Below are 12281 nucleotides of genomic sequence, written 5' to 3' on the forward strand. Positions count from 1 at the left end.
AGGTGCCGCGCTACTTCGTCGGTTTCGGCCCGACGCTGTGGTCGACCCGGCGCGGGGCGACCGAGTACGGGCTGAAGTGGATCCCGCTGGGGGGGTTCGTGCAGTTGCTGGGGATGTACCCGCCGCGGCGCCCGGACGCGAAACCGACCCGCTGGCAGAACTTCGCCGATGAGGCGCGCGCCGCCGAATGGGACGAGATCACGCCCGCCGACCGTGGCCACCTGTTCCACGAGCGCAAGACGTGGCAGAAGCTCATCATCATGTTCGGCGGCCCGGCCATGAACCTGCTCATCGCGTTCGTGCTCATGTGGGGCGTCCTCGGCACCTACGGGGCGTGGCGTGCCCAGCCCGTGGTGCAGTCGGTGGCCCCGTGCGTCATCACCGAGCAGCGCGAGGACCCGACGTGTCAGCCGTCCGATCCGGTGAGCCCGGCCGCCGCGGCGGGCCTCCTGGCGGGCGACCGGATCGTCACCTTCAACGGGACTCCGATCGCCGGCTACGACCAACTCACGGCCCTGATCCGGGACAACATGGGTGGGCCGGCGACGCTCGTGGTCGAACGCGACGGCCAGCGCGTGACGCTGCCGACCGTGAACACGCTGATCCGTCAGGTGCCGGCGACCCTCGACCCCAGCCGGGCGGTCGACGGCGGCTGGCTCGGCGTGGTGCCCACCTACGTCCACGCCACCGGCGGTCCGGTCGAGGCGATCGGTGACCTCTGGTTGATGACGAAGCAGTCGGTGGTGGCCCTGGCGCAGTTCCCGGTGAAGGTGTGGAACCTGGCCGTCGACCTCGTCACCGGCAAGCCGCGCGACCTCTACAGCCCGGTCAGCATCGTCGGGGCGAGCGCGCTGGCCGGCCAGGCGGCGGCGTCCGACCAGGCGACCGTGGCCGACAAGGCCGCCCTGTTCGCCAACCTGCTGGCCGCCGTCAACCTGTTCCTCGCCCTGTTCAACCTCGTGCCCCTGCCGCCCCTCGACGGCGGTCACATGGCCGGTGCGCTCTGGGAGGGTCTGAAGCGGGGGATCGCGCGGCTGGCGCGGCGTCCCGACCCGGGCTACATCGACACGGCCAAGATGCTGCCGGTGACCTACGTCGTGGGCGGCTTCCTGCTGCTCTGCGGCCTCGTCGTGATCGTGGCCGATATCGTGAAGCCGTTGCAGCTGTTCTGACAAGGAGACTCATGACCGTCAACCTCGGTATGCCCGCCACGCCGCCTCCGGTGCTCGCGCCGCGCAAGCCCACCCGGCGCATCAACGTGGGCAAGGTCGCCGTCGGCGGCGGGGCGCAGGTCTCGGTGCAGTCGATGACGACGACGAAGACCACCGACATCAACGCGACACTGCAGCAGATCGCCGAGCTGACGGCGTCCGGGTGCGACATCGTGCGCGTGGCCGTGCCCAGCCAGGACGACGCCGACGTGCTGCACATCATCGCGAAGAAGAGCCAGATTCCGGTGATCGCCGACATCCACTTCCAGCCGAAGTACGTCTTCGCCGCGATCGACGCCGGCTGCGCGGCCGTCCGCGTGAACCCGGGCAACATCAAGGCGTTCGACGACAAGGTGGGCGAGATCGCCAAGGCGGCCACGGACGCCGGTGTGAGCTTGCGGATCGGCGTCAACGCCGGTTCGCTCGACCCCCGGCTGCTCGCCAAACATGGCGGGCCGACCGCGGAGGCGCTGGTCGAGTCGGCGCTGTGGGAGGCGTCGCTGTTCGAGGAGCACGACTTCCGGGACTTCAAGATCTCGGTCAAACACCACGATCCCGTCGTCATGGTGAACGCGTACCGGCAGCTGTCGGAGCAGTGCGAGTACCCGCTGCACCTCGGCGTCACCGAGGCCGGTCCTGCCTTCCAGGGCACGATCAAGAGCTCGGTGGCGTTCGGGATCCTGCTCGCCGAAGGCATCGGGGACACCATCAGGGTGTCGCTGTCGGCGCCGCCCGTGGAGGAGGTCAAGGTCGGGCTCAAGATCCTCGAGGCCCTCAACCTGCGCCAGCGGCAGATGGAGATCGTCTCGTGTCCGGGGTGTGGGCGCGCGCAGGTCGACATCTGGGGGCTCGCGAACGAAGTGACCGACGGTCTCGAGGGGCTGACGGCTCCGCTGCGCATCGCCGTGATGGGGTGCGTGGTCAACGGGCCCGGTGAGGCACGCGAGGCCGACCTGGGCGTGGCCGCCGGCAATGGCAAGGGCCAGATCTTCATCCGGGGCGAGGTCATCAAGACGGTGCCCGAATCCGAGATCGTCGCCACGCTCATCGAGGAGGCCAACAAGCTGGCCGCCGACATGGAGCACACCGGCGAGAAGCCCGAGGTGGCGGTGTTGTGAGGCACTGCCGGGTCCTCGACGAGCGCGACCTCGCGTGGGTGTCGCGGCTCGTCGCGGCGGACCCGGTGGGCTCGTGCTTCGTGGCTTCGAGGGTGGACGCCGGCGTCCTGCGCCCCGGCGGCGTGGGTGAGCTGTGGGGCTATCCCAAGGAGCGGCCGTACGCGCTGCTGCATCTCGGCGCCAACCTGGTGCCGGTCAACATGGACGCCGAGGCGCGCGCCGCTTTCGTCGAGGATCTCGGCCGCTGGCGCAACTTCATCGCGATGGTGGGGCCGGCGGCCGAGCTGCTGGCCCTGTGGCAGGACCTCTGTGCCCGGTGGGGGGAGAGCTACGAGGCCGTGCGGGTGATGCGGCCGCGGCAGTTGTTGATGGCGCGGTCCGAGGCGAGCAGCGTGGCTGCGGACCCGCGACTCGCCCCGGCGACGCCCGCCATGTTCGACTCCTACTTCGCGGCTGCGGCCGCGATGTACCTGGAGGAGCTCGAGGAGGATCCGCTGCAGACCAACCCCGTCGGCTACCGCAACTATGTGCGGAGCCTCATCGAGCAGGGGCGGGCCTTCGCGATCGCGGACGAGGGCGAGGTCGTCTTCAAGGCCGACCTGGGCGCGGTGAGCGCGCAGGTGGCGCAGGTGCAGGGCGTGTGGGTGAAGCCCGCGTTCCGCGGTCGCGGGTTGAGCGTCGGCGGCATGGCGGGCGTGACGAACGCGATCGTGGCCTCCGGGCGCACGGCGTCGCTCTACGTCAACGACTTCAACGCCCCCGCCGTGGCCAGCTACCGTCGCTGCGGCTACGCCGAGGTCGGCGCGTTGGCGTCGATCCTGTACTGACGCGTGCAGCGCGGCGGGGCAGTGGGGCCGGGCAGTCGGGCCGGGCAGTGGGGCCGGGCAGTGGGGCCGCCGCGGGGTGTCACGTTTCTGACATAGCAAATCGTGGCACGTGCCGCGATTCCCTATGTCAGAAAAGCTAGGTCGGCCCGACACGGCGGCAACTTGGGTTGTCTCGACGTCGAGGGATCATCTACCCTTGTCGCAGAGGGGAGTACTTCCCAAGCTCGCGACCGGTCAATGCGGCGCCCCATGGCAGCCCCGGCGTGACACCCACGGCAGTGGGTGAAGGAGACCTCGGCCCACTGTTTGACCCGAGGAGTGATCCATGCCCGATGTCATCGTCGGCAGCCCCGTCCTGTGGGGCGTCACCATTGCCGCCGTCCTCGTCCTCGTGACGCTCGACTTCATCCTCACCCACCGGCCCCATGAGGTGAAGATGAAGGAGGCCGTCGGCTGGACGATCTTCTATCTCACGCTGCCCCTGCTGTTCGGCGCCTGGATCTGGTACGCCTACGGCGCCTCCCCGGGCCTCGATTTCCTGACGGGCTTCCTCGTCGAGAAGTCGCTGTCGGTCGACAACCTGTTCGTCTTCATGCTGCTGCTCACCGCTTTCGCGGTGCCCAACGAACTGCGTCAGCGGGTGCTGCTCTTCGGCGTCGTGGGCGCGCTGGTCCTGCGCGGCGTCCTGATCGCCATCGGCGCCCAGATGGTCGAGAACCTCTCGTTCGCCTTCCTCATCTTCGGCGCGATCCTGCTGCTCACGGCCATCAAGACCCTCAAGGACGCCATGAGCGCCGACGAGGAGCACATCGAGGTCTCCGAGATCGGCATCGTCCGATTCGTCCGCCGGTTCTGGCCCGTCACCGACGCCTACCACGGCACGAAGATGACCGTCGTCGCGAACGGCAAGAAGGCCCTCACCCCGCTGGCCCTCGTCGTGCTGGCGATCCTGTCCACCGACGTCATCTTCGCCGTCGACTCGGTGCCCGCCGTCTACGGCATCACTTCGGACCCCTACCTCGTCTTCGCCACGAACGCGTTCGCCCTTCTCGGCCTGCGCGCCCTCTACTTCGTGCTCGAAGGCGCTCTGGGCAAGCTGATTCACCTCGGCTACGGCCTCGCCGCGATCCTCGGCTTCATCGGCGTCAAGCTGGTGCTCCACTGGGCCCACGGCATTTGGGAGTGGGTGCCGGTCGTCCCCACGATCGCCTCTCTGGCCGTCATCATCGGCATCCTGGTCACCGTGGTGATCACGAGCCTCGTCGCCACCCGCCGCCAGGGCGACCAGGATGACGAGCACGTCACCCTCCGCGGCACCATCGAGGAGGACGACGCCTGAGCGGCCAAGTTCACACTCACCGACGGCCCGTCGGGCGGTGCACGCTCAAACGGCTGGCGGCTGCCTCGCTGAGTGTGAAGTTGGCCGCACACGATGCCGCTGACCCCTGAGCGCCTGCGGGCACCCCCACCATGGCGCTGGGCGTGCGCAACCTGGGGTGGGTGATCCCGTAACCTTGCCCCGTGATCACCCGCATGACCGAGCTCTTCGTCCGCACGCTCCGCGACGACCCCGCCGACGCCGAGGTGCCGAGCCACCGCTGGCTCGTGCGCGCCGGGTACATCCGGCGCGTCGCCCCCGGCATCTACTCGTGGCTGCCGCTCGGCCTGCGCGTGCTGCACAAGATCGAGGCGATCGTGCGCGAGGAGATGGACGCCATGGGCGCTCAAGAGGTGCGGTTCCCGGCCCTGTTGCCGCGCGAGCCCTACGAGCAGACGAACCGTTGGACCGAGTACGGCCCCAACCTCTTCCGGCTCCAGGACCGCAAGCGCGCAGACCTGCTGCTCGGCCCGACCCATGAGGAGATGTTCACCCTCATGGTGAAGGACCTCTACAGCTCCTACAAGGACCTGCCCCTGGCGCTCTACCAGATCCAGACCAAGTACCGCGACGAGGCCCGGCCTCGCGCGGGCCTGCTCCGCGGCCGTGAGTTCGTCATGAAGGACTCGTACTCCTTCGACCTCGACGACGCCGGACTCGAGGCCTCCTACCAGCGCCACCGGGTGACCTACCAGCGCATCTTCGACCGGCTCGGCCTCGAGTACGTCATCGTGTCGGCCACGTCGGGGGCGATGGGCGGGTCGGCGTCCGAGGAGTTCCTCGCCCTGGCCGATATCGGCGAGGACACGTTCGTCCGCAGCCCAGGTGGCTATGCGGCCAACGTCGAGGCGGTCCGCCGACCGCTCGCCGAGAAGCAGGACGCCGCTGGCGTCGGCCCGGCGCATCGGGAGGACACGCCCGACTCGCCCACGATCGAGTCGCTCGTGGCCCTGTCGAACGCTCGCTTCCCCCGCGACGACCGCCCATGGACGGCGGCCGACACCCTCAAGAACGTGATCGTCATGCTCAGCCACCCCGACGGCAGCCGGACGCCGCTGGCGATCGGCCTGCCCGGCGACCGTGAGGTCGACATGAAGCGGTTGGAGGCGGCCGTGGAGCCCGCCGAGGTGCAGCCCTTCGGCGATGCCGAGTTCGAGGCGTACCCGCAGCTCGTCAAGGGCTACATCGGCCCGGCGGCACTCGGTCTGGGGGAGGACGGCGAGGGCGTTGCGTACCTGACCGACCCCGCCGTCGTCGAGGGCACGCGCTGGATCACGGGCGCCAACGAGCCGGGACGCCACGTCTACGACCTGGTCTGCGGCCGCGACTTCACGTCGGACGGCGTGCTCGACGTGGCCGAGATCCGCGACGGTGACCCGGCCCCCGACGGCTCGGGTCCCCTCACGCTGGCCCGCGGCATCGAGATGGGCCACATCTTCCAGCTGGGGCGCAAGTACGCCGATGCCCTGGGCCTGAAGGTGCTCGACCCGAACGGCAAGCTGGTGACGGTCACCATGGGCTCCTACGGCATCGGCTGCAGCCGCGCGGTGGCCGCCGTCGCCGAGAACACCTGCGACGAGAAGGGCCTTGTCTGGCCGCGGAACGTGGCCCCCTACGACGTCCACCTCCTCGCCACCGGCAAGGACGCCGCCGTGTTCGCCTTCGCCGAGGAGTTGTCAGCGCGTCTGGACGCCGCGGGTGTGGCGGTCCTGCTGGACGACCGCAAGGCCAGCCCCGGCGTGAAGTTCAACGACGCCGAACTGCTGGGCATGCCGACCGCGGTCGTCGTCGGACGCGGCTTGGCCGACGGCGTCGTCGAGGTCCGGGAACGGGCGAGCGGGGAGAAGGTCGAGGTGGCGGCAGACGATGTCTTCGAACACCTGCTCGAGGTGCTACACCCCGCCGGTTGAGAGCGCTGGTTGAGAGCGTGTCGGAACCGAGCTCGTCCCCATGACCGGACTCGAACTGCCGCTCCTGACGATCGCGTTCCTCGTGTGCGCGTCGTTCCTGGCGGGCTGGGTCGACTCGATCGTGGGCGGTGGCGGGCTCGTCCAGTTACCCAGCCTGCTCATCGGGTTGCCCGCAGACACCCCCGTCCCCACCATCTCGGGCACCAACAAGGTGCCGAGCTTCATGGGCACCTCGGTGGCGGCGCTCACCTACCTGCGCCGCATCCCGGTCGACTGGTGGGGTGTCCTCCCCCTGGTCGCCGGGTCGGCGACGGGCAGCGCCCTCGGCGCGCGCCTCACCCACTTCCTCGACCGGGCCGCGTTCACGCCCCTCGTGCTCGCTGCGATCGTGGGCGTGGGCGTCTACACGTGGCGGCGTCCGCACCTCGGGCTGCAGCATCGGGCGAAGCACGCCGGCTGGCGGAGCCGGGCACTCTTGGGCGCGATCGGGCTTGTCGTTGGCCTGTGGGACGGCTTCATCGGCCCGGGAACCGGCTCGTTCTTCCTCATCGCGCTCGTCGGCGTGATGGGGTATGAGTTCCTGAGCGCCACGACCTACGCGAAGCTCGCCAACTGGACGACCAATCTGGCCGCCATCGTCGTCCTCGGTTGGACGGGCAACATCCTGTGGGGCATCGCGCTGGCCATGGGGTGTGCGAACCTCCTCGGCGGCTTCACGGGTGCTCGCACGGCGCTGCGGAACGGCAATGCGTTCGTCCGGCGCGTGTTCGGGTGGGTCATCGTCGCCTTGGGCGTCAAGCTCACGTGGGACATGGTCGACTCCATGGTGGTGTCCTGACGACGCGGTGGCGTGAGGGGCCGCGGCAGTCAGAGAGGCAGACCCGGCCAGCGTTCGACGAGGCCCCCCCAGCGCGGTCCTTGCGCCGCGGCCGCGGCGAGGGCGTCCACCACCACCTCCCGGATCGCGGCCGGCCCGTGCGCGATCGAGCGCCCCAGGATCGGCAGGGTTGCGGCCTCCAGCTTCGCCGCGAGCGTGCGGGCGGCTTCCGGGTCGCCCGGCCGGTCCAGGTCGTACCAGGGACGCCCCGGGCTCGGCTCGGGCGTCGGGGTGGGGCCGACGGCGTCCAGCAGTGCGTCGCGGAGCCCGTGCCAGGCGGCGATCCGCGCCTGCAGGGCGGCGACCTCCTCGGCGCCGAGCCCGACGGTCCCGGCCACCTCCTGCAGCCCGTAGGCAGCCTCGGCGGCGGCGTCGAGGGCGCCCTGGAGGGCGTCGCTTCCCGACTGCGGCGGTGGGTCCAGCACGGCGCGGGCAGGTTCGAGGGACGCCGCCGGCGCCGCCCACAGCCCCGCGACCACCGCCGCCCACGCGGCCATGGCCGCCCACACGTGGGGTCGGGCGGTGTCCGCATCCAGGGCCTGGGTGCGGAACGCGTCCCCGGCAGTGGCGAACGCGTCGGCGAGGGCGGCCACGGCGTCCGGCTCGGCCGTCGTGCCGGGGGAGGGGGACGCCGTCGGCGCCGCGAGGGGCGAGGGGCTGGGCAGGGAGACGGTGACGAGCTGGTCGGCGGTCACGCCGAGCGCCCACGCGACGACCTGAGCCTGCGGGGCCGGCCAGGCAGAGCGGCGGGCGCGTTCGAGAACCGTGCGCAACGCGGTCAGACCGGCCTGGCCGGCCAGCGGCGTCGGGGTGGGGGCGGGTGCGATCGTGGGGTCACCGGCGGGGGCCAGCGCGCATCCGGGCAGGATCAGCGCGGCCGCCCCGGAGCATGCGGCGGCGAGGAAGCTACGTCGGCCGAGCACGGGTGAAGGCTACCGCGTGGGGAGGCGAGGGGCGGCGTCCGGGCGGGCGGGTATGCTGACGGGACCGGGCCGCGCCCGCACAACTGGACGACACAACAGGACGGAGGGCCCCATGAAACAGTCAGCCATCGCCGAGGTGGTGGCCCCCGTCGTCGAGCAGTGCGGGCTGGAGGTCGACCGTATCGAGATCACGAGCGCTGGCAAGCGTTCGGTCCTCCGGGTGTTCCTCGACGGGGACGGCCCGGACGGGGGCGGTCCTAGCCTCGACGAGATCGCCGACGCCACACGCGCACTCTCGGCGGCCCTCGACGAGAGCCCCGCCACCGGCAACGCCCCCTACACCCTCGAGGTGTCGAGCCGCGGCACGAGCCGGCCGCTCACCGCCCCCAAGCACTTCCGGCGCAACATCGGTCGCCTCGTCGCGTTGACCTTGGCCGAGGAGAAGGTCACCGGCCGTATCACGGGAGCCGACGACGAGGGCGTGACCCTCGACGTGGACGGCACCGAACGGCGTGTGGCCCACCCCGAGATCCGCAAGGCGGTCGTCCAGGTCGAACTCCGCAAGGACGTCGATCTTGGCGACGTCGGCACCGACGACGACGACGAGGAGTGAGCCGTGGACATCGACATGACGGCGCTGCGCGCGCTCGAGCGCGACAAGGACATCCCGCTGGCCGTGCTGGTCAAGGCGATGGAGGAAGCCCTGCTCAACGCCTACGAGAAGTCGGCGCACCCGGTGAAGGGCGCCAAGGTGGCGCTGGACCCCAAGACGGGCAAGGTGGAGGTGCTCGCGCCCGAACTCGACGAGGAGGGGGAGGTCGTCGGCTGGTACGCCGACACCCCCGAGGGGTTCGGGCGCGTGGCCGCCGCCACCGCACGTCAGGTCATCGTCCAGCGACTCCGTGAAGCGGAGGACGAGCAGAAGTTCGGCCACTTCCAAGCGAAGGAGGGCGACATCCTCACCGGCGTCGTCCAGGCGGACCGGGACAGCCGGACCGTCCGCGTCGACCTGGGCCCGCTCGAGGCGATCATGCCGCTCGCCGAGCAGGTGCCCAACGAGACCTACAGTCACGGGCTGCGCCTCAAGGTGTACGTGGTCAGCGTGCGGCGCGAGCCGCGCGGGCCGCAGGTGGTCGTGTCCCGCACCCACCCCAACCTCGTTCAGCGGCTGTTCCGGTTGGAGGTGCCCGAGATCGCCTCGGGCGTGGTCGAGATCAAGGCGATCGCTCGCGAGGCAGGGTTCCGCACGAAGATCGCCGTGCTCAGCCACGACACGAACGTGTCGGCGAAGGGCGCATGCATCGGCCCGATGGGGCAGCGGGTGCGCACGATCATGAACGAGTTGAACGGCGAGAAGATCGACATCGTCGACTACTCCGAAGACGGTGCTAAGTTCGTCGCCGAGGCGCTCAGCCCGGCGAAGGTCAGCAACGTGATCGTGACCGACCAGTTCGCGAAGGCCGCCCGCGTGATCGTGCCCGACTACCAGCTCAGCTTGGCGATCGGCCGCGAGGGCCAGAACGCGCGGCTCGCCGCTCGCCTCACGGGCTGGCGCATCGACATCCGGCCCGACACGCAGGCCTGAGCGGGAGGCCGGACGCCGGGTGGGGGGTCGACTGCCAAGGCTGTAGGCCCGCGCGCTGCGGGGTCGTCGTGGCCCCACCCGCCGAACGGCTGATCAGCGGCCGGGGTGGCCCCCACGCCCGCCGTAACCGATGACTCCGGCGTCGGCGGCTTTCTGCACGGCGTCCGCTTCGGCCTGGGTGAGGGTTCCGTCGGCGACAGCTTGCGCGAGCCGATCGGCGAGGGCCGCTGCGCGGTCCGCGTCGTCGGCAGCCCGCAGGCCGGCAAGGGCGTTGGTCACCTGGTCGACGCCCACGCCCAGTTCGGCGGCGAGGGCTTCCGCGAAGGCCTGCTGGCGGGCGCCGGGGTCGGGCTCGGTCGTGTCGTCGCTCTGTTGGTCGTGCAGGCTCTGGCGGACCGCGTCGAGGGCGGTCCGGACCGTCGCCTCGTCCAGGCCGAGCGCCGAGGCGAGGGCTGCGGCGTCCATGCCGCCCCGCCCGTGGTCGCCCCTGCCACCGTGACCGGCGCGGTCGCCCCGGTCGGGGGCGGCGGTACCGGACGCCGTGGGCGTCGGGTTGGCGGTGGGATCGGCCTGGGCGAGCGTGGCCCCGGCCATTCCGCCGACGGCGAGCGTGCCCGCGGCTACGCCGAGCCCGACCTTGTGGATGGCCTTCATCGATGGTCCTTTCGTTGTGCGGTCCGTGATGCGATGACAGTCCCGAACCTTGGGAGCGGGCTCGGGCCCACCTGTCAGGAGGCTGTGAGAGGTGGGCCCGAGGTCGGTGACGAGCGGATCAGTCGTTGGTGTCGTCGCTCGAGGTTCCGGCGTTGGTCGTGTCGCCGGAGGTGTCCGTGCCGTCGTCGTGACCGCGCCCACCCGGGCCACCCTGCGGGCGGACGCTGTCGAGGGCCGACTGTACCGTGGCTTCGTCGAGGCCGGTCTTGTCGACGATGGCGGTCACGAGGGCGGCGTCCATCGCCTCGCGGTCGGGCCGCTGACCGTCGGCGGGGGCGGCCTGATTGCTGAAGGCCGTGTCGAGGGCGTCCTGGATGGTCGCCTCCTCGACGCCGAGTGCAGTGGCCAGTTCCGCAGCCATGTCGCCCGGGGCGCCGCCATGGTCCCCGTCCCCGTCCCCCGGACCTTGGGCCGAGCGGTCGGGGGCGGCGCCGTCGTCGCTGCCGGGGTCGCCCTGGGGCGGTTGGCCCTGCTGGCTGGAGTCCGTGCCGGAGGCAGGTGCGGTCGACGACTGCGCCGACGTGGTCGTGGTGTCGCCGTTGGTCAGTTCGGCGGCGTTGGTGATCCCGACCGCCGCGCCGACACCCAGCGCGAGAGCGCCCACGCCCAGGCCGATCTTCTGGATGGTCTTCATCGTGTGGTCCTTTCGGTTCTTCTTCGTAAGCCCGGTGGGCCTTGCACCATCCAGTAGGCAGTCGGGAACTGTCGCAGCGCTGCGACGAACCTGTCGATTCGCTGAGAGCCTCGGTGACCTGAGAGCCTCGGTGACGTGCGCCGAGGGCGGAGTTGGGTGTCGGGAGGTGGGGGCACAGTGGGAATGCCAGCCAGCGGGAGAGCGTTGGATAGGCTGCTTGAGTGCCGATCCGAACCTGTGTGGGCTGTCGTCGCACCGATGACCAAGGGGCCATGGTCCGCATTGTGCGCGGCCCCGACGGTCTTGTCGTGAGCCGCACGGGCGCCGGACGCGGCGTGTGGCTCCACCCCGGGTGCGGCGCGCTCGCCCTCAAGAGGAAAGCGCTCGGTCGGGCGTTGCGCGGTGATCCGGGCCCCCCGGACGCCGTCGCCGCGCTCCTCGCCGGGGTCGACGCACGCGCCGACTTGGGCAAAGCGACCAGTCTCTGAGTAAACTGGCGGCTGCGCTTCGCGCGCCGTGCGCGAACACAACAGAAGGTGGGCTAACGCTCATGACCACTCGATGAGTACCCAGAAATGAGCAACAACGTCTAGCCGGCCTGCGCATCCGCGGGCCTGAAGGAGAGTAGTGGCCAAGGTCCGCGTCTATGAACTCGCCAAGGAGTTCGGACTCGAAAGCAAGGATGTCCTCAAGACACTCCAGGACATGGGCGAGTACGTCCGGTCCGCATCGTCGACGATCGAACCCCCGGTCGTCCGGCGTCTCACCGAGAAGCTGAAGGGCGACGCCGCGCCCGCACAGCCTGCTGCGCCGGTGGCAAAGCCGGCCCCGAGCGCCCGCCCGGTGGCGACCCCGTCACCAGCCCCTCGGCCCGAGCCGCCCGTGCAGGCGGCCACTCCGACGCCTGCCGCCTCAGCGGCGGCCCCGACGCCGACCGCCGAGCGCCATGCCCCGGCGACCCCGACCCAGGCGCCCGCCGTCCAACCGGCACAGCCCCAGGCGCCGTCGCCGGCCCCGGCGGCTGGGCAAGCTCCGCGTCCCGCGGCGCCGGGCCCGCGCCCAGCGGCACCGCGCCCGGCGTCGCAGACCCCGCAGGGCGGGCCG

The 12281-nt window shown here is 70.9% G+C and carries 13 protein-coding genes; 10 read left to right on the plus strand and 3 right to left on the minus strand.

Annotated elements, in window-relative coordinates:
* From Q1K57_RS01940 to Q1K57_RS01965, 6 genes are all read left to right on the plus strand, one after another.
* The coding region (locus Q1K57_RS01940; RefSeq protein ID WP_300078410.1) for a site-2 protease family protein at window positions 1–1172 on the plus strand (1172 nt) is incomplete at its 5' end.
* An 11-nt stretch (window positions 1173–1183) separates the two neighbouring features.
* Entirely contained in the window at window positions 1184–2329 is a 1146-nt protein-coding gene (gene ispG / locus Q1K57_RS01945) for a flavodoxin-dependent (E)-4-hydroxy-3-methylbut-2-enyl-diphosphate synthase (protein WP_300078413.1), read from the plus strand.
* Window positions 2326–3156: a DUF4081 domain-containing GNAT family N-acetyltransferase gene (locus Q1K57_RS01950; protein ID WP_300078416.1), complete on the plus strand. Its 831-nt coding sequence runs from the start codon at window positions 2326–2328 to the stop codon at window positions 3154–3156. The genes ispG and Q1K57_RS01950 overlap by 4 nt, the downstream gene beginning before the upstream one ends.
* A gap of 325 nt (window positions 3157–3481) precedes the next feature.
* Entirely contained in the window at window positions 3482–4495 is a 1014-nt protein-coding gene (locus Q1K57_RS01955) for a TerC/Alx family metal homeostasis membrane protein (protein WP_300078419.1), read from the plus strand.
* 182 nt (window positions 4496–4677) lie between these two features.
* Window positions 4678–6444 (plus strand): proline--tRNA ligase, encoded by a 1767-nt coding sequence (locus Q1K57_RS01960; RefSeq protein ID WP_300078422.1) that lies wholly within the window; start codon window positions 4678–4680, stop codon window positions 6442–6444.
* Window positions 6445–6484: 40 nt separating this feature from the next.
* Window positions 6485–7282 (plus strand): TSUP family transporter, encoded by a 798-nt coding sequence (locus Q1K57_RS01965; RefSeq protein ID WP_300078425.1) that lies wholly within the window; start codon window positions 6485–6487, stop codon window positions 7280–7282.
* Between the two features lie 29 nt (window positions 7283–7311).
* Here Q1K57_RS01965 and Q1K57_RS01970 read toward each other — a convergent pair whose 3' ends face one another.
* A complete protein-coding gene (locus Q1K57_RS01970; RefSeq protein WP_300078428.1) occupies window positions 7312–8244 on the minus strand; it encodes a DUF4439 domain-containing protein in 933 nt (310 codons plus the stop codon).
* A 112-nt stretch (window positions 8245–8356) separates the two neighbouring features.
* Between Q1K57_RS01970 and rimP the strand changes: the two genes are divergently transcribed.
* Together rimP and nusA are read left to right on the plus strand one after the other, a co-directional pair.
* Window positions 8357–8857 carry a ribosome maturation factor RimP gene (gene rimP / locus Q1K57_RS01975; protein WP_300078431.1) on the plus strand — a complete coding sequence of 167 codons (501 nt, stop codon included), beginning with the start codon at window positions 8357–8359 and terminating at the stop codon, window positions 8855–8857.
* A 3-nt stretch (window positions 8858–8860) separates the two neighbouring features.
* Window positions 8861–9829 carry a transcription termination factor NusA gene (gene nusA, locus Q1K57_RS01980; RefSeq protein ID WP_300078434.1) on the plus strand — a complete coding sequence of 323 codons (969 nt, stop codon included), beginning with the start codon at window positions 8861–8863 and terminating at the stop codon, window positions 9827–9829.
* A gap of 93 nt (window positions 9830–9922) precedes the next feature.
* On the opposite strand, the gene Q1K57_RS01985 is transcribed toward nusA, so the two are convergent.
* Window positions 9923–10483 (minus strand): hypothetical protein, encoded by a 561-nt coding sequence (locus Q1K57_RS01985; RefSeq protein ID WP_300078436.1) that lies wholly within the window; start codon window positions 10481–10483, stop codon window positions 9923–9925.
* A 118-nt stretch (window positions 10484–10601) separates the two neighbouring features.
* On the minus strand, window positions 10602–11177 hold the full coding sequence (locus Q1K57_RS01990) for a hypothetical protein (protein ID WP_300078438.1): 576 nt from the start codon (window positions 11175–11177) through the stop codon (window positions 10602–10604).
* A 239-nt stretch (window positions 11178–11416) separates the two neighbouring features.
* Between Q1K57_RS01990 and Q1K57_RS01995 the strand changes: the two genes are divergently transcribed.
* Together Q1K57_RS01995 and Q1K57_RS02000 are read left to right on the plus strand one after the other, a co-directional pair.
* A complete protein-coding gene (locus Q1K57_RS01995; protein WP_300078442.1) occupies window positions 11417–11665 on the plus strand; it encodes a YlxR family protein in 249 nt (82 codons plus the stop codon).
* Between the two features lie 139 nt (window positions 11666–11804).
* The coding region (locus tag Q1K57_RS02000; RefSeq protein WP_300078440.1) for a translation initiation factor IF-2 N-terminal domain-containing protein at window positions 11805–12281 on the plus strand (477 nt) is incomplete at its 3' end.

It is taken from the genome of Propioniciclava sp. (genome assembly GCF_029977985.1).
GTDB lineage: Bacteria > Actinomycetota > Actinomycetes > Propionibacteriales > Propionibacteriaceae > Propioniciclava.